Raw genomic sequence first — 19814 nt, 5'->3', positions numbered from 1 at the left:
TGACAGCTATTGTAACAAAGTTTATAAATCGTCAACATATATAGAAATCAATCTTTAAACGAAAATTATAATATTATGGAACAATTATCAAATTACAGTAATAGAGATGCACACGAAATCGATTATCGAATCTATGGCGAAGAAATGCAATATGTAGAAATAGAATTAGACCCGCAAGAAGGAGTTATTGCAGAATCAGGAAGTTTTATGATGATGGACGATGGTATTAAAATGGATACAATATTTGGAGATGGTTCGCAAAAAGATACTGGGTTTTTAGGTAAAATTTTAGGTGCAGGTAAACGAATTTTAACTGGTGAGAGTTTATTTATGACCGCTTTTTACAATGATTTAACAGGAAAACGAAACGTATCATTTGCGTCGCCTTATCCTGGTAAAATTATTCCTATTGATTTACAAGAGTATGGCGGAAAATTTATTTGCCAAAAAGATGCTTTTTTGTGTGCAGCAAAAGGTGTTAGTGTAGGCATTGAGTTTTCTAAAAAACTAGGACGAGGACTTTTTGGAGGCGAAGGCTTTATAATGCAAAAACTAGAAGGCGATGGAATGGCATTTGTTCATGCAGGCGGTACAACTGCTGTAAAAACGTTGGCTGCCGGTGAAACCTTAAGAGTAGATACAGGTTGTATTATTGGTTTTACGCAATCAGTAGATTATGATATAGAATTTGTTGGAGGTATTAAAAATTCAATTTTTGGAGGTGAAGGCTTATTTTTTGCAAGACTCCAAGGACCAGGCAAAGTTTATATTCAATCGTTACCATTTAGTAGATTGGCAGGAAGAGTTTTGGCATCTGCACCACGATCAGGAGGAAATTCTAAAGGCGAAGGAAGTATTTTAGGTGGTATAGGAGATTTATTAGATGGTGATAATAGGTTTTAGACTTATTATTAAGTTAGCTATTTTTTAATTTATTTTTTTATCACAAATGAAAAACTAATTGGGTTTTAATGAGGTAACAGTAATTTTTAACATAATAAGCTGTTAAACTTTTTAAGAAACATATGGTAGTTTAAATTTTTTACTACCTTTAAAAAAGAATTAAAACAAAAAGCCTATACAGAAGATTACTTTTTTAAACCTAAAACTAAAAAATACCTATGGCAAGAGCAATGTACGAGTACACTAAAACGGTACTTAGCAAAGTTAGTTTTGATACCACATTATTTTGTAAGGAAGTACAGAAAGCAGTTAGACGCTTACTACCTCATGAATTAGAGGAACTTACAATCTATATACAATCTTTAATCAATCAAAACCCAGAATTAGACCAATGTTTAATTTATTTAAAAGCATAAATATTTAAAACAGATATACAATTAAAGCGACTTACGAGTCGCTTTTTTTATGATTTATAATTTCAGAGTTTTAATAATAGAATTAACTTTGAAAAAAAATAATTACTCTTGAGGAAGGTATTTATCTTCATATTACTTTTATCTATTTCTCTTAGATCATTATACATGGTTGGTAATGTTTTGTATTATCAGCTAAATATAGATTACATAATAGAAACTTATTGTGTAAATACAGATAAGCCAGAACTAAAATGTAATGGAAAGTGTCATTTAGCTAAACAACTTACAGCGGTAAACAATACAGATGATTCTGGTAAAGCCATAACTAGTTATTACGATTCATTTTTTCCTGTTTTTACTCAAAAACTACCAGTTTTAGAGATTAAAAGCTTTTCTTATTACATAGAAAAGCAAAAAATTAACTCAAATAATAACGGTTACACTTACCATTTTAATTACTACCATTTTAAGCCTCCAATGGCATAGTTTTATTTTTAGACTTGGATAGTTCTATTTATCCATTACATTTTCAAATTATAAAATAAAACAAAAACAAATGAAATTACTTAAATATACATTTGCACTTTTGGCGTGCGCAATATTTACAAACTGTTCTATAGACAATGATGATAATGAAGAAGATTTATCTGGTGAGACAGGAGAATTAATTCTAAAATTTGATAATTCTGTTGGTGATCAAGATTTTATCTTTGAGACGTCTTATTCAAAATCTAATAACGAATCTTTTAAATTAACTAACGTAAAATACATTATTAGTAATGTAAGAGTAACTGATACCGAAGGTAATACATTTACTTACCCAACAGAAGAGAATGTATTTATAGTTAGCGAATTAAATGGTAATAATGCTGGCGAAATTTATATAACGTTAAATGATATTGATGCTGCAGATTATACAGAAATCACTTTTGGTATTGGTATAGATCAAGAGCGTTTTGCACTTGGTGCAGATGGCCAAGGAGACTTTTTAGATTTAGCTTCAGAAGAAGGTATGATGTGGAGTTGGGCTTCTGGTTATAAGTTTGTAAGATTTGATGGTACATTTTCAACAGATACAGTTACAGACGAACCATTAAATATTCATATGGGAAGCGTTGGTGAAGCTTTAGATAATTATAGAGAAGTGACTTTATCCTTTCCAAATACAGTTTTAGTAAGAGAGGAAAATTCGCCAGAAGTACATATTGTTGCAGATATTTCTAAAGTGTTTGATGGAGCCACAACAGTAAATTTTGCAGATGGTTACGATCAAGTACATACAGACGAAACAGAAACACCAATTATAGCATCTAATGTACAAACGATGTTTGAGGTTCACCATGTACATAACGATTAATCAATATTAAAATCATTGGGAATTTTATATTCCCAGTGATTTAATATAAACTATTGATTATGAGATATATAAGAGAAATGCTACTTGTGATGGTATTGGTATTTTCTTGTTCTGAATCTTCAGATATAGCAAAATATGAGCCTGTTTCAGTAGAGGTAGAAATGCCTTCTAATTTTCCGGATATGGTTTATAATATGGATAATAACCCTATAACCGAAGCTGGTTTTGAATTGGGTAAGGATTTATTCTACGAAGGTAAATTATCTTCTAACAACGCTATTGCATGTGCTTTTTGTCATGAACAAGCATTTGCATTTACGCATCATGGCCATAATTTAAGTCATGGTGTAGATGGAGGCGTTGGGACAAGAAATGCACAGCCTATTCAAAATTTAGCCTACCAAACATCATTTATGTGGGATGGTGCTGCAACACATTTAGACTTGCAACCCATTATTCCTTTAACAAGTGAAGTAGAAATGAATGAAACATTGAGTAATGTGATTTCAAAATTAGAGGCAGATACTGATTACCAAGACAAATTTGCACGTGCTTTTGAAGATGGTGAAGTTAACACTGAGAATATGTTAAAAGCATTATCTCAGTTTATGGTTATGATGGTGTCTTCAAACTCTAAATATGATAAATATGTTAGAAATGAAGATAATGTAACTTTTACTGCGCTTGAAACCGATGGACTAAATACATTTAATAATAAATGTGCTACTTGCCATGCAACAGATTTATTTTCTGACCAAAGTTTTAGAAATAATGGTTTGCCTATAAATCCATTGTTAGATGATAAAGGAAGTTACGATATTTTAGAAAACACGGAAGATTTATACAAATTTAAAGTCCCGAGTTTACGTAATGTTGTAGTTACATACCCTTATATGCACGATGGCAGATTTACAACCTTAGAAGCCGTTTTAGATTTTTATGATAATGGAGCTATAGATAATGGAAATGTAGATCCATTATTGTTAAGAGAAGATGGTAGTTATGGTATAACACTGTCTGATTATGAGAAGGAAAGCTTAATTGCTTTCTTAAATACTTTAACCGATACTGAATTTTTAGAAGATGAACGTTTTGCAGAATTTTAAAATAAAACTAATTTTAATTGTGCTATTAATTTGTAGTACTACAAATTTAAAGGCTCACAATCCTAATACTTTATGTAGTAATAGTCATCAATTTAAGTGGTTTTGCGATTTATGTGGGTGCTCTACAAGTAGTGGTAGTTTTGGTTTTGGTACGTTGAGCAATGCAAATTTTGTTGGTGTACGCTATATCTACCAAAGTTTTGAGTCTAAAGCAGGCATTTTTACAAATTCGCCAACAAGTACAGAAAAATTTAATACAATTCAGTTGTGGGCTCAGGTCCCAATAAATGATAATTTCTATGTTACAGCAAATGTGCCATACCAAGATTTAAGCAGAAAATTAGAAAGTGAAACAGAAAATTTAAATGGACTTGGCGATGTTAGTGCCATTGGTTGGTACAAATTAATGTTTTATAAAAAGAAGAAAGATTCTACAACAATTGATTATAACTTAACAAAAGAAGCTTCAGGACATTCTATTCAATTTGGAATAGGCGTAAAATTACCAACTGGAAAGTTTGAAGAGCGCTTAACCGATAATGTAAATCCAGGCTTCCAAGTTGGTACAGGTAGTGTAGATGGTATTTTCTCTGTGGGTTATAACTACGGAAGTGATAAAATTGGTGTAAATACGTTATTTAGTTATTATCTAAAAGGTGAGAATAAAAATGATTACCAATTTGGTAATCAGTTTAGTTATTCTGCTAATGTATATACTGTTTTTGCCAGAGAGAAAATGAATATAATGCCATTTATAGGCTTATCAGGTGATGTTTATGATTCTATTAAACAATATGATGAAACATTGCAAGATACAGATGGAAGTATTCTTAATGCATCTTTAGGTTCAGAATTAGCCATTGATAAATTTATTTTTGGAGCTAGTTATACTTTGCCAGTAAGTCAGAATTTATTTGGAGATAATGTAGAGTCTCAACAACGTTTTTCGTTGTATGTGAATTATGCTATTTAGAACAAAATTTAGAATTTAAATAAAAAACCTTGTCACAATCTTATGTAACAAGGTTTTTTTATTATCCAGTATTTATTTAGCCTTAGGGCTAATAATTTCTACATTCTGAAAAGCAATTGCGCCACGTATTATACCAGAAATTACCTCGTGGAGAGCATTAATAATTTGCATTTTTAATTCACTTTTATGATAAATAATACTCACTTCTCTTGCAGGTGAAGGTTCTTTAAAATGTCTAATATGTTTACTAAAATTTTCATTAACATCTAAAGTATGTAGATAAGGGAGTAAGGTCATTCCCATACCTTCGTTAGATAATTTTATAAGCGTTTCAATACTACCACTTTCTAATTGAAAATTATCATCCATTTGATCTTTAAATGTTTTACAAAGATTAATAACGCCATCTCTAAAACAATGTCCATCTTCTAAAAGCAACATATCATCGATATCTAAATCAGCAACCTCAATGGTTTTGTTTTCTCTTAATCTATGGTTTTCTGGGATATAGGCTACAAAAGGTTCGTAATATAAAACACGTTCTTTAATATTATCGCTTTCTAAAGGTGTTGCAGCAATTGCAGCATCTAAATGACCGTCACTTATACGCGTTAAAATCTCTTCGGTAGTTAATTCTTCAATCTTAAGTTTAATTTTAGGGAATTTTTTAATAAAATTCTTTAAAAACATAGGGAGTAATGTAGGCATAACGGTTGGGATTATTCCTAATCTAAATTCGCCACCAATAAACCCTTTTTGCTGATCAACGATATCTTGTATTCTATCCGCTTCGTTTACAATATTTCTAGCTTGAAATACAATTTTACGACCAACTTCGGTTAATTCAATTGGTTTTTTTCCACGATCAAAAATTATAATATCCAATTCATCTTCTAACTTCTGTATTTGAGTACTTAAAGTGGGTTGCGTAACAAAGCATTTTTCTGCTGCCTTAGTAAAATTTTTATGTTCTGCAATGGCTAATGCATATTTCAGTTGTGTGATCGTCATGACTATTTGATTTGGCTATAAAAGTATAAAAACTATTCATATAATCTATGCTTAATAAACCTTATTATTTCGTAAATTTGAGTAACAAAAAAGTAAATAATTATGAAACTAAATAGCATTGGTTTAGATACCAAAAAAACAGAAGAATTAGCTGAAGAATTAAATCAGTTGCTAGCAAATTTTCAACTATATTATCAAAATTTACGTGGAATTCACTGGAATATACAGGGAAGAGCTTTTTTTAACTTACATGAAAAATTTGAGGAATTATATACAGAAGCAAATTTAAAAGTAGATGAAATTGCTGAGCGAATTTTAACTTTAGGAGCCACGCCTTTACATACATTTGACGATTATGTAAAAGCTGCAAAAGTGCCTATTGGTAAAAACGTATCAGTTGATGAAAAAGCCGTTGAGCTTATTGTAAATTCACTTACCGAGTTGTTAAAATTAGAACGTTCTATTCTTGAAAATGCAGGAGATGCAAATGATGAAGGTACTAGCGCTATGATGAGTGATTTTATTACCGAGCAAGAAAAAACAGTTTGGATGATGAAAGCTTGGCTGGGAGAAACAGTATAATTTTTTTTATAAATAAAGAAGCCTTAAAGTTTATTCTTGAAGGCTTTTTTTAATCAATTTACTAACTTATAAATTAATATTAATTTATTTAATCACAGTCTCTGCTCAGTAACATTTCGTCTCCATTATTAGATAATAATGATATAGAACATGGTAAATCACAATCAATAATCATCCAATCACCACTTGCTTGTTGTAGGTTTGGTCCAGAAAAACTTAGAGATAGCATGTTACCGTTTACTGAATTTTCGCTAGCAGACCAATTACCATTAAAAACAGCTCCGTTACTCATCCATTCTAAGGTGCCATCAGAATTAAAAGTAATATTATAATCAACAAATTCTTCTGAGTCGTTATAGTCACTAATAGACCAACCAGAATTGTTAGTTAGTGCATCTGAAATAGCACTTGGTAAACAAACATCATTTCCAGAGTTACAGAATACAAAATCAGCTTCTGTATAACCAGCACATATGGCATAGCACGCATTATCAAAGACAACCGTAGTACCATCAATATTAACACAAACAGGATCTATTGGCTCATCACCACATTCTTCACAATCCTCATTAACACCGTCACAATCTAGTTCTATTATGTAGCTGTCATTATAAAATTCTAAGTCATCATCATCACAATCAAAAATCCAACTACCATTAAGTAATCCAAAGTCTTGTAAACCATCTATGTTTAAAATAAGAGTATCATTAGTACTTGTAATGTTCCAAGTAGCTATTTCTGTTACAGTAATTTCTCCAGTAACGATAAACTCACCGTTTTGATTGAAGTTTACATTATATGCATTTACAATGTTGCCATTAAGGTCGTATAATTCAATGTTGTATAATTCACAACTAGCAATTAAGGTATTTTCTAAACTAGTACTATCATATTGGCAGTCATCATCATTATAATCTTCGTTGCATTCTTCTAATATATTTTCTAAATCTTCAACGCTATTGATGGTTACTGTAATGGCTTGGTTATTGTCATATACAGATATTGTAAATGGATAAACAAAATCAAAGTTATATACATTATAAGTTGCATTACCAAAATCTTCGAGAGAATTAATAGTAATTACATTTCCATTTTCAATGATGATATCTATAGGGAAATTAAATTCAAAACATTCATTTCCTCCACCAGAGTAATAGTCTTCTTCGCAATTTTCAATAAAATCATCTTCTTCAAAGCCATCACACTCAGCATAGCACTCGTTTGGGTAAGTAACAATAAAGGTGTTTCCGCTAGGATCGGTTATTTCTACACAAACAGGATCATAAATTTCGAAGCATTCACAAGTTTCAATATCATCAAAATCACAATCTTCAATTAAATCAATAAATTCTTCTTCATTATTAATTGTTACAACTTCAATAGCATTAGTGTCATTATTAAAGGTCTCTACATTAAAAGGAAAAGCAATTCCATTAACGTATAATTGGTCGGTTGATGTTAATAAAATGCTGATAATCCCATTTAAGTCATCAACAGTAACTGCTGTACCGTTGTTATAAGATAAGGTAATGGGGTAAACAAAATCAAAACAGAAGTCTAAAACAATATTACCAGCAGGATTATCGGTTTGTGTAACATTACCGTCAGAATCAAACTGTATTGTTAATGCAGCAAGTGCAGCTGTAATTGATTCACTTTCTTCAGTTTGTTGTTGATTTTCAATAATAGATTCATTGTTAGTACAAGATGTAAACATCAATAAAGAAAACGCTAAGCTAAAAAGTACTAATTTTAATTTTTTCATTGTAATTGTTTTTGGTTTAACTAGTTTTATTGAGGTTAATCATTAACAAGACAACATAACTTTATAAAACCCTACTTTTTTCTCAAATTATTTTTTTCATAGTTTTGAAACTGAAATTTCAAAAGCGCTAATGTTTAAAGATAACCGTAATATTTGTCACTCAAAAACCTTTGAGAAGATCTATAAAGCTTACGCAAAAGACATAAGGCGTTTTCTGTTTTTTAAAACGCAAGATATTGAAAGGGCAGAAGATTTAATGCAAGATGTATTTATAAAATTATGGAATAATTGTAGTAATGTAGATTATAACAAAGTAAAAAGTTACATATTTAGTATTGCTAACAATATGTTTTTAAATGAGGTAAAGCACCAGAAAGTGGTTCAAAATTTTAATAAACAGCATAAGAAAGAAAGTTCTAATGAGTCTCCAGAGTTTATCTTGTTAGAAAAGGAATTTATGGAAAAGCTAGAGGCTACTATTGATTCTTTACCAGAAAAACAACGCGAAGTTTTCTTAATGAATAGAATAGAGAAGAAAAAATATAAAGAGATAGCAGAGCAACTAAATATTAGTGTAAAAGCTGTAGAAAAACGGATGCATCAAGCACTAATTATAATGCGAAAAGAGATAGGAAATGTGTAAATAATCTATAAGAAAGTAGGGTTTTGCAATTTAATGTTGTCTTAATATTAGAATCAAATGAATAAAGAGCATTTACATAACAATTCAGATACGTTTTTAGCCAAATGGTTAGAAGGAGAGCTTACAGATACTGAACTAAAGCATTTGGTAAGTGAGGAGGATTATACTATGTTTTTAAAGTTACGAAAAGGTTTTAATGTTAAACAGCAACTCGATGCTTCTGTCGATAAATCATTTGTAAAGATTAAAAAACAAATAGAGCAGAAGCCACCAAAAGTTAAGCCACTTTATACAAATTGGGCTATTGGTATTGCAGCTTCAATAGTAATGTTATTTGGCCTGTTTATGTTTACAACGAGTAATGAAGTTATAATTGAAACAGATTTTGGAGAGCATAAAACAATTGCACTTTTAGATGGTTCTGAAGTTATTTTAAATTCTAAATCTAAGCTTATTTACGATGAAGATGGTTGGAAAAATGATCGTAAACTTTATCTAGAAGGAGAAGCCTATTTTAAAGTAGCTAAAGGCAAAACGTTTGTTGTAAATACTGATAATGGCTCAGTGTCAGTATTAGGAACTCAATTTAATGTAAATACTACAAATGGTTTTTTTGATGTTGTATGTTTTGAAGGTAAAGTGCTTGTAAAAACTATACAGTCAGAAAACATTCTATTACCTCATAATGCTCTAAGAAGTGTAAATGGAGACGCTATTAAAACATATAAAAGTTCTAATAAAATGCCAACATGGATACATGGTGAAAGCACATTTAAAAGTGTACCTGTACGTTATGTTGTAAAAGCCTTAGAAAATAAATACAATGTAAAGTTTAATACAGAAGCCATTGACAACTCAGAAGCATTTACAGGTAGTTTTCCGCACGATAGTTTAAATATTGCTTTAAAAACAGTATTTGAAACGCTCAATATTACATATAATGAAAGAGAAAAAGGTAACATTAAACTGAGCTATAAAGAATGAGGTTAATATATATCTTGGTCTTAATGTTACTACCTACACTAGCCTTTTCTCAAGAAGAGGCTTTTTACATAGAGTTCAAAGATGTATTACTACAAAATGCTATTGAAGACATAGAAGATACTTACAATGTTTTGTTTTCTTATAAAGACGATTATGTTAAGGATAAAAGAATTTCCGTAACTCGTAAAAAGAGAACTTTGTTAGAGGTTTTAAATGAATTAAAAACACAAACTAACCTTAATTATAAGATTATTGAGAAACGCTATGTTGTTGTTAGTTTAGCGCAACAAGAAGAAATAGATAATACCAAAAAATTAGATCTAGTCCTTATTAAAAGCTACCTTACAAAAGGTATAGAGAAAAACAGTGATGGTACCTATAAGTTATATCCTTCTCAATTGGGTATTCTACCAGGTATAACAGAGCCAGATGTTTTAGAAAGTATTCAATTATTACCAGGCGTATTGAGTCCTAACGAAACTGCATCAGGCTTTTTTGTTAGAGGTGGTTATGCAGATCAAAACCGTATAATTTGGGATGGTATAAATATTTATCACAAAGGACACTTATTTGGGATGATATCACCTTTAAATCCAAATGTGGCCTCAGAAATAAACTTTATAAATAAAGGCACGCATGCTAGGTATGGAGAACGCTTATCTTCAGTAATAAATATTAATTCTAAAAATGAGATAGCCAATACACTTAATACTGAAATTGGTATTAATGGCGTTAATGCAGATGCTGTTATAGAATTACCAATAATAAAAGATAAGCTAAATATACAGGCATCCTTAAGAAGAAGTTATACTGATGTTTTTGAAACATTTACATTCAATCAATTTGCAGATAAGGTTTTTAATAGCACTAAGATTAATGAAGCAGAAGAAGGCGAAAATGATTTTTCATTTATAGACTATAATTTAAAGTTGAATTATAAGTTAAATACCGCTCATAGTTTCTATGCAAGTATTATAAATATTGATAATCAGTTAGATTATTTTTCAATTGAATCTAACACAGATAGAAGCTTTAATGATCTTCTAAACATTAGAAATGCTGGTTATAGTTTACGTTGGAATTTTAAATGGAATAATAAGTTACAACAGAAAACTCAGGCCTATTTTTCTGACTACGAGCTCAATTACAATTTTCTAACTTTTGAAAACAACGAACAGGTTTCTAATTTCGAAAAACGAAATATAATTTTTGATTCAGGATTATCCACAGAATTAAATTACAGAGTCTCAAAAAAGTTTAATTACGACTTTGGTTATCAGTATACATTAAAAGATGTGGCTTATGCGTTTTTAAACACCACCAACTTAAGATTCGTGCTAGATTCTGAAGAAAACATAGTGCAAACGCATAGTGCTTATGTTAATGTAGATTATAAAAACCCTAATTTTTTTGATATATCTTTTGGTTTAAGAAACACCTATTTTCAAGAACTAGATGCTATACGATTAGAACCAAGACTACTTGTTTTTAAAGACCTCAGTCAATATTTTAAGTTACAGGCCAGTGCAGAAATTAAAAACCAGATTATTAGCGAAATTGATGAAACCGTTTTTAGTGACTTGTCTTTAGAAAATAGAGTTTGGAGACTTGCCAATGGAGAAAATTCACCAATAATTAATAGTAAGCATGCTTCACTTGGTTTTATTTATTCTAAAAGTGGGTTTAGTGTAGATACAGATATCTACCTAAAACGTATGAAAAATATTTCGGCTTTATCTTTAGGATTTTTAAACCCAGAGAATATTGGTTTCAATATAGGTAATCAAAATATTTTTGGAGCAGATGTGTTTCTTAAAAAGCGGTTTAGAAGATTTAACTCTTGGATTAGTTATTCTTACATCAACGCAAAAAGTCAGTTTAGTGATTTAAATAATAATAAGGCTTTTAATTCTAGGACTAACATAACTAATGCCATATCTACCGCTTTAAGCTATAAGTTACATGGATTTCAAGTAGCCTTAGGTTGGAAATGGCAAACCGGAAGACCGTACACTATAGCTAGCGATAATAGTTTAGGTGACTTAGAGTTTAATAATGGCATTAACACAGGGCAATTACCTGTTTATCATCGTTTAGATTTATCTTCAACCTATACGTTTAAAATGTCTAAAAGAAATAAACTAAGAGGTAAAATTGGTTTGTCGGTTCGGAATTTGTACAACAGAAATAATCTCATTTCAAGAGAGTATAGAGGAAACAACAGTTTAAATGATTCTGTTGAAATAATAGAACGTTATTCTATTGGTATTACACCAAACTTTATGTTTAGACTATATTGGTGATATAATGAAAAAACCTTCGATAGTTTTTATCGAAGGCCTGTCTTTTTTTAGATTGATGATAATGTTTTTTTTAGAATCTAATATTAAGTTCTAGATTAGTGTCCTCTACTTTAAATTTGGCATCATCATAATTTGGAGGGCCAAAAGACATAGAGTTATTAGACATACCGTAAGATTCTAAAGGCATTCCATTTTCACTAAAATCCATATTATTGTTTTCATTAGCATCATGAAAAGCAATAATTGCATATTCACCAGCTTCTACGTTTTCAAAAGTGATAGCGACCTTACCATCCTTTATTTCAGATTTTGCATTCATTATAGCTTTAGCTTTCATAAAGGTGTCTTTATTGTGCAGAGACATCATAACTAAACCTTTATCACTGGTAACATTATCAATTGTTACTGTAATAGTTGCTGTGTCTTGAGAAAAGCCTAACAATGAAGTTAATACAAGTGTTAATGTTAAAAATAAATTTTTCATAATTTGAAGTTTAATGGTTAGTGATAAATACTATTCGTTTTGTTTGATGATTCAAATATCTAACAATAGGTATTGTTTTTTTAATTGTATTTACTGAATTGTAATTTTAATAGGATGAGTTGTTATTTTATTTGAAGTAAGTTTCAACCAATCACCAATCACCAATGACCAATGACCAATCACCAATGACCAATGACCAATCACTAATTATTAATCACTACAAAAGCCCTCTCGCTTTAATCTCTAAATATTTGTTAATAGTATTTATTGTTAGATGTTCAGGTGCTGTTAAAATAGACTGAATACCATGTTTTTGAAGCTCGTTGACGATAAGTTTTTTTTCGTACATAAATTTCTCAGCTATAGTTTTCTGAAAAATTTCAAATGTATTATGCGCTTCTATATTAGTTAACTTCTCTAGTTCTGTGTTTTCAAAAAAGATAACAACTAAAAGATGGTGCTTTGCAATAGCTTTTAAATAAGGTAACTGGCGATGTAGTGCGTCTAAAGTTTCAAAATTAGTGTAGAGCAGAAGTAGACCACGTTGTGTAAGGCTTCGTTTAACATCTATATATAATCTTGAAAAATCGGATTCTGAGAAATCAGTGTTTACATTATATAAGGTTTCTAGAATTTTATTCATTTGAGAAGGTCGTCTTTCTGCAACCACTTTATTTTCAACCTTACGAGAAAAAGTAAACATTCCGGCTTTATCTTGTTTTTTTAAAGCCACATTACTAATTACTAATGTTGCATTTATGGCATAATCTAAGAGGCTTAAACCGTCAAAAGGCATTTTCATGGCTCTTCCTTTATCTATTACCGAATAAATAGGTTGCGAGCGCTCATCTTGAAACTGATTTACCATTAATTGGTTTCGCTTGGCTGTTGCTTTCCAGTTAATGTTTCTTATGTCGTCACCATTAACGTAATCCTTAATTTGCTCAAACTCCATGGTATTACCAATTCTTCGTATTTTCTTTAAACCATATTCAAACAATTTATTAGAAAATGCCAAAAGCATATACTTTCTCAGTTGCAAAAATGATGGATAATTGGGTACCATAGCATCTTTTGCAAACTGAAAGCGTCGCGTAACTAAACCAATAGGTGAATTAACGAAAATGTTGAGATTACCAAAGTAATATTCGCCACGTTCTAATGGTCTTAAGGTATATGTGATTTTCTTTTTGTTAAGCTTGCTGAGTTGAGTATTAATTTCAAAATCGCGCTTTTGGTATTGAAAAGGCATTTCGTCTATTAACTGTAAATCAGTTCTAAAATTATAAGCATTTTCAATGGTGATTTCAATTGGGTTATCATCACCATTACTTAATTTTTCTGGTAGAATACGTGATGCTGAAATTCCTTTTTGTTTAAATAATAATACAAAATCAATGAGTACTAAACCTAGCGCAATAAAAAATAAAATGGTCACAATGCTCTCTAAACCAGGGTAAATGTAGGCGAGGATAAACAGTGCTACAAAAATCATGGCAACAACAAAAAACCGAAAGGTCAAATAAGTATGTTTAAAAAAACGCTTCACTATCTAGGAATCTCAATAGTTTCAAGGATTTGGTCTACAACTTTATCTACTGTAAAGGCTTCCATTTCGCGTTCTGGTGTTAATACTAATCTGTGTTTTAAAACCGCTTTTGTACAACGTTTAATATCGTCTGGCGTTACAAAATCTCTACCATTAATAGCTGCATTTGCTTTGGCAGCATTTAATATAGCAATTGAAGCTCTTGGTGAAGCTCCTAAATACAAATTAGCGTTGGTTCTGGTATTATGAATTATGGAAGCAATGTAATTTAATAGGTTATCTTCCACAATAATTTGCTTAATAAGGTTTTGATAATTCTTAATAGATTCTGCAGACAACACAGCTTTAATTGAATCAAAATCCATTTTGTCTTGGCGCGAATGATTATCTACTAAAATTTGAATTTCATCTTCTAAAGAAGGATAATCTACATCTATTTTAAATAAAAAACGGTCTAATTGCGCTTCTGGTAATCGGTAAGTTCCTTCTTGTTCAATTGGGTTTTGTGTAGCGAAAACTAAAAAGGGTAATTGCATATCATAACGCGCACCATCCATAGTTATTTGACGTTCTGCCATCACCTCAAACAAAGCTGCTTGTGTTTTTGCAGGTGCTCTGTTAATTTCATCAATTAGAACGATGTTGGAGAAAATAGGTCCTTTTTTATACTCGAATTCACTCGATTTTACATTAAAAATTGAAGTACCAAGAATATCACTTGGCATTAAATCTGGTGTGAATTGAATTCTACTAAAATCAACAGCCATAGTTTTAGCTAACATTTTAGCCGTAACCGTTTTTGCAACACCAGGAACACCTTCTATAAGTGAATGTCCATTAGTTAAAATAGAAATAATTAAAAGCTCAATCATTTCATTTTGTCCAACAATGAATTTTGCAATTTCATTCTTAATGTCTTCAACACTCTTTTGTAAAGGTTGAAGGTTTATACGATTTTGAAAACCTTCGGATTCCGTTTTTGCAGTTTCTTGCGTGCTTGCTGTTTCAGTATTAGAAGGGGTAACTTTGTTTTCTTCTGTAGTTTTTTTGTCATCAAAATTATCTGATGATGGTATATGTTGATCTTCCATAATAACTTATGTTCGTTTAAAATGTTCTATTTTTTTATTCAATTCTATCAGGTCTTGCTCTGTATGATAGGGTTTAGACTTTAAAAAAACAATGTAATCTACTAAGTTTTTAGTCTCTTCTTTAGTGTTACTAGATTTTGCGGCAAGATTGTCTATAAATTTAGAATTAAATTGATTAGTTTCTAAGTAATAACGCGTTCTAATGTGTTCTAAAAAGTACTGAATCTTCTTTTGTATAATATTGGTAAAATTACCATGTTGGTAATATAATTCTCCAATAGTCCTTGTAAAATCTACAGTAGCATTATCTAATTTTTTAATAACAGGAATAATACGTTGCGTACGTTTTCCTCTAAAAATAACAAAGAGAATTAAACCAAACATACTTATATAAAAAGCCCATTTTAAGGCCGAATTAGATAGAATGAAGCGGAGAGGACTGGTTATTATTTTGCGTCCGCTTTTGTAATTGTTATCCCAAATAATTTGTTGTTTTGGCAAGTAAGATAAAACTGTTGCGGCATAATTTTCATTATCATTTAATAGATGGTAATTAGTGAACGCAAAGGGATTAGTGTGTAAAATAAATTGGCCATTATTTTTACCAAAATCTACTTTTATGAAATTGGCATGTGTTTCATCTTCATCATCTTCATTTTTAGAAGTTAAGGTTCCTAAAACAGTTGTTTTTAAGGTGTCAATAGATTCAAAAAAGCTGTTTTCAATAACATCTTTATATAATCTATTGTTGTCTTGTAAATGTGGACTTGTAAATTTATTTTTAGCTTCTTTTCTGTAAATATCAGTGTATTGTTTTTGTACGCTTACATTTAGTGTATCTAGTACATTACCATAGAAATAGGAGCTGCTAATGAAGACGGTATTACCGTCTTCCACAAATTTCATTAATGCGTTAGATTCTTCATTATCAAAACTTACTAAATTATTAATAAGCATTAACGACTTGGGTTCTGAGAATTCTTGGTCTTTTAAATATTCGTAAACAGATTGTTTAGAAACTAAAACGTCTCCTTTAGAAAATGTTTCAAGTTCATTAAAAAGTACAAAGCAACCTAAAGGAATCTTATCTGCAGCAGAATAAGAATTTCGCCAATTTAGAGCTTTTGGTTTGGCAATTTCTGCTATCATCATAAAAACAATTACTGCGCCAATGATATAGAGCGCAATTTTAGAACGCTTATCCATGTTGAGATGTTTTTATGAGTTGATTAAAATCAGCTTTATTTTTATTAAAACTTGCCTCATTTATTGGGAATTCACCATACCAAACATAATCGTATATATAAGATACACGTTTAAATAATGTTTTAAGTTGGTTGTCTTTTATTTCGTTTAAATAATCGGTGTTTGTTTTTTCGTAGTGCCATTCTATAACCTTTTTGTTGGCCAGAGATTTTAATGATTTTAAGTATAGATAGCGCGTTGCTAATCTATAATTTTGTTCTTTTAAGGCTTTTGATATAAGAAGGTCAAAATCTATTTGCTCAATGTTTTCTTCTACATAATTAAATCCTTCAATAGCTGCAGTTTCGGTTTTAAATACTGAATTTATTGGGTTTTCTAATAAAAACTTAATGAGCAGATACAATATAATAACACCTAATAATCCGTATACAATATATTCTAGAGTTTGGTAATCTATCCAATCTATATCAAATCCAAAAACATCACCTAACCAATTAAAGAATTTTCTAAGAATTTGTTGTATAAGATTAATGCCTCCTGTATCATTGATAGAATAGTTAAAATCACTATCAGCATAGTTTTCTTTAAAGTTTTCTTTAAAGTAAGTAACGTCTATATTAGATGAATCTGTCTTTACAATAACGTCTTGAGCCCACAAATAAGATGAGCCAAAAACGGACATTAAAAAAGTACTGATATGGTTAAAATTAGGTTTATTCATTTACTCCAATTTCATCAATTTTCTTTTGAAGGAATAAATTATATTTTACTTCGTTGAGGTTGTAATATAAAATTCCATAAGAAATCTGCGATAAGGCTTGTGTATAAATAAATGATAATAGAAAAGCTGCAAAGCCAAAAGTAAATATCAACGTAGCGAAAGTACTTGTGGTTAAATCTATATTGCTTTCAATTGAAAAATAAGCGTAAATACCTATAATTACACTAGGTATAGATATAATTAGCATTGTAATCATAGAATTTAAAATACCTATTACTAACCCATATAAAACAATTCGCCAAAAATTAGACATAGTAAAACTAAAACCCTCAGAAAGTGCATCACCAACACCTTTACTAGTTGAAAAAATGGACATAAATGTTAAGCCAAAAACAGCAGAAAGTGTAAAGTTTAAACCGTATTGAGCAATCATTCCTAAAAATGGAATAAAAGCCAAAACCATAGTAATAATGAAGTATCCAAAAACAATAAGGGCTCCTATTAATATAAATACAAAAATAGTTCCGATACTGTTTAATATACTATTCCAAATTCTTTTTGATTCTATTTCTCCTTCATGCTTAACATAATCGGCAACATAGGCACTAGAAAAACTGTAATTAATTAAAGAAGTAACAAAAACAATTAAAAACAAAATAATAACACCAGCGATAAAATAACTCTCGGTAGCAACATTATTACCCATTCCAAATCTAAAATCTTGGCTGGCCAAACCCATAAAACCTGTAACCAAAAGGTAAGAACAGATTAGAGTTAATATTATACTAACTGCATTATATCTTAGATATAAGTTGGTATAACTTTTAAAATTATGTTTCAAGAAAAGAAAATAGGTATTTATAATATCACCAAACGTACTTCTTGTTCTAAGTTCTATATATTTTTCGTTCACGTTAATAGAGATTTAGGTGATTCTGTGGGTAAACTAACTGCCTGAGATTTGCTCGCTTTATTTAATTTAATAGGGTAGATTATGTAATAATAGACAATAATAAATAAAGACAAAAGTATAATGCTATAAGCTAAAGTCCAATGTATTTGCTCCCCATAACGTGTTATAAAACCTTCAATAAAACCAGCGACTATAAACAGCGGAATAGTACTTACCACAATTTTTAATCCGTCTTTAGCACCTTTCATAAAAGCAACGCGTCTAGAGTACGTTTTTGGAAATAAAAAACTATTTCCCATCACCAAACCAGCACAACCTGCAATAACAATTACTGATATTTCAATAGTTCCGTGCAGCCAAACTGTAGATGTTTTTTCCAAAATACCTTGATTGTAAAAAAACGTTATAAATGCACCTAGCATAATACCATTACTAAAAAGCACGTAAATAGTACCAACACTAAAAATGGCTCCACATGCAAAAGCCATAATAGCAACTCTAATATTATTTATAGTAATACCTAAAAAGGTACCTATACTACTACCGCTTTTGTAAACAGCCATTGGTTCACCATTTTCAATATTTTCTAAGGTCATGTTTACATATGCATCACCTAGTATTAATCTAATAAAAGAATCGTCATTTAAGGTAGAAACTGCACCAATAGTAACTGCAGCCATAAATATTAGAAAAGTATATAGTAAGGTTTTATGATATTGATAAAAGAATAATGGAAACTCATCTCTCCAAAAGGAAATAATTTTGTTTTTAGATTCTTTTTTAGTGATATAAATTTTTTGATGTGCTTGCGAAGCTAATGAATTTAGATACAATAAGGTCTTACTGCCAGGATAATAAGTCTGAGCATAAGATAAATCATTAGTAAGTTGTATATAGTAAGAAGCTAAGTCATCCGGATTTATTTTTACATTATTATCTAATGCGTTTTCAAAACCAATCCATTTTTCCTTATTTTGCTTCACGAAAGACGCTTCGCGCATAAATTCATTTTAATTATAAACGAATATACATTTCCATGAGCAAATTAGCAATTAACACGGCACAAAATGTCAACTTAGATTATAAGTTAATAGGTTTAGGAGAACGTATGGTTGCTTTTCTTATAGATGGAATTATCTTAATAACCTATATGACTATTATTGAAAATCTGGTTTCAGTTTCTGAAATTTTTGATGCAGATAGTTGGACCAGACGAGGTTTTTTAGGTTTATTTACGTTACCTGCACTTTTTTACTCAGTGATTTGCCATATCGTTTTTGGCGGGCAAACAGTTGGTAAAATGTTATTAAAAATAAAAGTAGTTAGCGTAGACGGATCACCAACCCAATGGTATAATTTCTTTGTAAGGTGGATGCTAAGAATCGTTGATTTATGGATTTTTTCGCCATCTATAGGAATATTAAGTATTTTATTGTCTGACAAAAAACAGCGTGTAGGTGATGCAGCAGCTGGTACAGTAGTTATTAGTGTAAAGAAAAAACACAAGATAACAAGTACAATACTTGAAGATATTAGTGAAGATTACCAACCTGTTTTTAGTAATGTAACTCAACTTACAGATAAGGATGTTAGAATAATAAAGGATGCTTATTCTATCTCAAAAAAGAATAATGACTTTAAAACCTTAACAATTTTGAAGAAAAAGATTTGTGATACATTACAGATTGAATCTAAGTTATACGATGTTCAGTTTATAGACACAATTCTTAAAGATTATAATTATTACACGCAAAATATGTAAGCAGAGAACCACGTTTTTTATTTCTAAAAACGAGAGTGAATCGCT

Annotated in this window: 20 protein-coding genes; 11 read left to right on the top strand and 9 right to left on the bottom strand. The window is 30.2% G+C overall.

Going from position 1 to position 19814, the window contains the following annotated elements:
• The first annotated feature begins 75 nt into the window (after positions 1-75).
• From GN138_RS03905 to GN138_RS03880, 6 genes are all read left to right on the top strand, one after another.
• Entirely contained in the window at positions 76-903 is an 828-nt protein-coding gene (locus tag GN138_RS03905; protein ID WP_157362304.1) for a TIGR00266 family protein, read from the top strand.
• A 218-nt stretch (positions 904-1121) separates the two neighbouring features.
• A complete protein-coding gene (locus GN138_RS03900) occupies positions 1122-1319 on the top strand; it encodes a hypothetical protein (RefSeq protein WP_157362302.1) in 198 nt (65 codons plus the stop codon).
• A gap of 108 nt (positions 1320-1427) precedes the next feature.
• Positions 1428-1805: a hypothetical protein gene (locus GN138_RS03895; protein WP_157362301.1), complete on the top strand. Its 378-nt coding sequence runs from the start codon at positions 1428-1430 to the stop codon at positions 1803-1805.
• 70 nt (positions 1806-1875) lie between these two features.
• Positions 1876-2676, top strand: a complete 801-nt coding sequence (locus GN138_RS03890) for an MbnP family protein (RefSeq protein ID WP_157362299.1) — start codon at positions 1876-1878, stop codon at positions 2674-2676.
• A 59-nt stretch (positions 2677-2735) separates the two neighbouring features.
• A complete protein-coding gene (locus tag GN138_RS03885) occupies positions 2736-3782 on the top strand; it encodes a cytochrome-c peroxidase (RefSeq protein ID WP_157362297.1) in 1047 nt (348 codons plus the stop codon).
• Positions 3783-3801: 19 nt separating this feature from the next.
• Positions 3802-4755 (top strand): transporter family protein, encoded by a 954-nt coding sequence (locus tag GN138_RS03880; RefSeq protein ID WP_197429310.1) that lies wholly within the window; start codon positions 3802-3804, stop codon positions 4753-4755.
• 72 nt (positions 4756-4827) lie between these two features.
• On the opposite strand, the gene GN138_RS03875 is transcribed toward GN138_RS03880, so the two are convergent.
• Positions 4828-5766 carry a LysR substrate-binding domain-containing protein gene (locus GN138_RS03875; protein WP_157362295.1) on the bottom strand — a complete coding sequence of 313 codons (939 nt, stop codon included), beginning with the start codon at positions 5764-5766 and terminating at the stop codon, positions 4828-4830.
• 102 nt (positions 5767-5868) lie between these two features.
• On the opposite strand from GN138_RS03875, the gene GN138_RS03870 reads away from it, so the two are divergent.
• Positions 5869-6348, top strand: coding sequence for a Dps family protein (locus GN138_RS03870; protein ID WP_157362293.1), 480 nt, complete (start codon positions 5869-5871; stop codon positions 6346-6348).
• Positions 6349-6436: 88 nt separating this feature from the next.
• Here the strand turns inward: GN138_RS03870 and GN138_RS03865 are convergent, their stop codons facing one another.
• Positions 6437-8113, bottom strand: a complete 1677-nt coding sequence (locus GN138_RS03865; RefSeq protein WP_157362291.1) for a hypothetical protein — start codon at positions 8111-8113, stop codon at positions 6437-6439.
• A gap of 130 nt (positions 8114-8243) precedes the next feature.
• On the opposite strand from GN138_RS03865, the gene GN138_RS03860 reads away from it, so the two are divergent.
• Genes GN138_RS03860 through GN138_RS03850 form a run of 3 tightly spaced genes read left to right on the top strand, consistent with a single transcriptional unit; the run spans position 8244 to position 12043 of the window.
• The gene (locus tag GN138_RS03860; protein WP_157362290.1) at positions 8244-8756 is read left to right on the top strand and encodes an RNA polymerase sigma factor; all 513 of its coding nucleotides are present in this window, start codon (positions 8244-8246) and stop codon (positions 8754-8756) included.
• 57 nt (positions 8757-8813) lie between these two features.
• Positions 8814-9740 (top strand): FecR family protein, encoded by a 927-nt coding sequence (locus GN138_RS03855; RefSeq protein WP_157362287.1) that lies wholly within the window; start codon positions 8814-8816, stop codon positions 9738-9740.
• Between the two features lie 23 nt (positions 9741-9763).
• A complete protein-coding gene (locus tag GN138_RS03850; RefSeq protein WP_197429309.1) occupies positions 9764-12043 on the top strand; it encodes a FecR domain-containing protein in 2280 nt (759 codons plus the stop codon).
• Between the two features lie 70 nt (positions 12044-12113).
• Here the strand turns inward: GN138_RS03850 and GN138_RS03845 are convergent, their stop codons facing one another.
• The 7 genes from GN138_RS03845 to GN138_RS03815 all read right to left on the bottom strand — a co-directional run bounded on the left by GN138_RS03845 (position 12114) and on the right by GN138_RS03815 (position 19008).
• Positions 12114-12527, bottom strand: a complete 414-nt coding sequence (locus tag GN138_RS03845) for a DUF2141 domain-containing protein (RefSeq protein WP_157362283.1) — start codon at positions 12525-12527, stop codon at positions 12114-12116.
• 217 nt (positions 12528-12744) lie between these two features.
• On the bottom strand, positions 12745-14022 hold the full coding sequence (locus GN138_RS03840) for a DUF58 domain-containing protein (RefSeq protein ID WP_157362648.1): 1278 nt from the start codon (positions 14020-14022) through the stop codon (positions 12745-12747).
• A 53-nt stretch (positions 14023-14075) separates the two neighbouring features.
• Complete coding sequence (locus GN138_RS03835) at positions 14076-15167, bottom strand: AAA family ATPase (RefSeq protein ID WP_157362281.1); 1092 nt, start codon at positions 15165-15167, stop codon at positions 14076-14078.
• 6 nt (positions 15168-15173) lie between these two features.
• Positions 15174-16373: a DUF4350 domain-containing protein gene (locus tag GN138_RS03830; RefSeq protein WP_157362280.1), complete on the bottom strand. Its 1200-nt coding sequence runs from the start codon at positions 16371-16373 to the stop codon at positions 15174-15176.
• Complete coding sequence (locus GN138_RS03825) at positions 16366-17094, bottom strand: hypothetical protein (RefSeq protein WP_157362278.1); 729 nt, start codon at positions 17092-17094, stop codon at positions 16366-16368. Before GN138_RS03825 ends, GN138_RS03830 begins: the two co-directional genes overlap by 8 nt.
• On the bottom strand, positions 17087-18007 hold the full coding sequence (locus GN138_RS03820; protein WP_157362276.1) for a hypothetical protein: 921 nt from the start codon (positions 18005-18007) through the stop codon (positions 17087-17089). Before GN138_RS03820 ends, GN138_RS03825 begins: the two co-directional genes overlap by 8 nt.
• On the bottom strand, positions 18004-19008 hold the full coding sequence (locus tag GN138_RS03815) for a stage II sporulation protein M (protein ID WP_157362273.1): 1005 nt from the start codon (positions 19006-19008) through the stop codon (positions 18004-18006). Before GN138_RS03815 ends, GN138_RS03820 begins: the two co-directional genes overlap by 4 nt.
• A gap of 35 nt (positions 19009-19043) precedes the next feature.
• Here GN138_RS03815 and GN138_RS03810 point away from each other — a divergent pair, with 35 nt between their 5' ends.
• On the top strand, positions 19044-19769 hold the full coding sequence (locus GN138_RS03810) for an RDD family protein (RefSeq protein WP_157362271.1): 726 nt from the start codon (positions 19044-19046) through the stop codon (positions 19767-19769).
• The last annotated feature ends 45 nt before the right edge of the window (positions 19770-19814 follow it).

It is taken from the genome of Winogradskyella endarachnes (genome assembly GCF_009741275.1).
Lineage (GTDB): Bacteria > Bacteroidota > Bacteroidia > Flavobacteriales > Flavobacteriaceae > Winogradskyella > Winogradskyella endarachnes.
This window is presented reverse-complemented; position numbering and strand designations above follow the sequence as displayed.

What these genes read in the sequence shown, in the direction of transcription:
- GN138_RS03905 (WP_157362304.1), top strand. Translation starts at nt 76, where the DNA reads ATGGAACAATTATCAAATTACAGTAATAGAGATGCACACGAAATCGAT.
- GN138_RS03900 (WP_157362302.1), top strand. Translation starts at nt 1,122, where the DNA reads ATGGCAAGAGCAATGTACGAGTACACTAAAACGGTACTTAGCAAAGTT.
- GN138_RS03890 (WP_157362299.1), top strand. Translation starts at nt 1,876, where the DNA reads ATGAAATTACTTAAATATACATTTGCACTTTTGGCGTGCGCAATATTT.
- GN138_RS03885 (WP_157362297.1), top strand. Translation starts at nt 2,736, where the DNA reads ATGAGATATATAAGAGAAATGCTACTTGTGATGGTATTGGTATTTTCT.
- GN138_RS03875 (WP_157362295.1), bottom strand. Translation starts at nt 5,766, where the DNA reads ATGACGATCACACAACTGAAATATGCATTAGCCATTGCAGAACATAAA.
- GN138_RS03870 (WP_157362293.1), top strand. Translation starts at nt 5,869, where the DNA reads ATGAAACTAAATAGCATTGGTTTAGATACCAAAAAAACAGAAGAATTA.
- GN138_RS03865 (WP_157362291.1), bottom strand. Translation starts at nt 8,113, where the DNA reads ATGAAAAAATTAAAATTAGTACTTTTTAGCTTAGCGTTTTCTTTATTG.
- GN138_RS03860 (WP_157362290.1), top strand. Translation starts at nt 8,244, where the DNA reads ATGTTTAAAGATAACCGTAATATTTGTCACTCAAAAACCTTTGAGAAG.
- GN138_RS03855 (WP_157362287.1), top strand. Translation starts at nt 8,814, where the DNA reads ATGAATAAAGAGCATTTACATAACAATTCAGATACGTTTTTAGCCAAA.
- GN138_RS03850 (WP_197429309.1), top strand. Translation starts at nt 9,764, where the DNA reads ATGTTACTACCTACACTAGCCTTTTCTCAAGAAGAGGCTTTTTACATA.
- GN138_RS03845 (WP_157362283.1), bottom strand. Translation starts at nt 12,527, where the DNA reads ATGAAAAATTTATTTTTAACATTAACACTTGTATTAACTTCATTGTTA.
- GN138_RS03840 (WP_157362648.1), bottom strand. Translation starts at nt 14,022, where the DNA reads ATGATTTTTGTAGCACTGTTTATCCTCGCCTACATTTACCCTGGTTTA.
- GN138_RS03835 (WP_157362281.1), bottom strand. Translation starts at nt 15,167, where the DNA reads ATGGAAGATCAACATATACCATCATCAGATAATTTTGATGACAAAAAA.
- GN138_RS03830 (WP_157362280.1), bottom strand. Translation starts at nt 16,373, where the DNA reads ATGGATAAGCGTTCTAAAATTGCGCTCTATATCATTGGCGCAGTAATT.
- GN138_RS03825 (WP_157362278.1), bottom strand. Translation starts at nt 17,094, where the DNA reads ATGAATAAACCTAATTTTAACCATATCAGTACTTTTTTAATGTCCGTT.
- GN138_RS03815 (WP_157362273.1), bottom strand. Translation starts at nt 19,008, where the DNA reads ATGCGCGAAGCGTCTTTCGTGAAGCAAAATAAGGAAAAATGGATTGGT.
- GN138_RS03810 (WP_157362271.1), top strand. Translation starts at nt 19,044, where the DNA reads ATGAGCAAATTAGCAATTAACACGGCACAAAATGTCAACTTAGATTAT.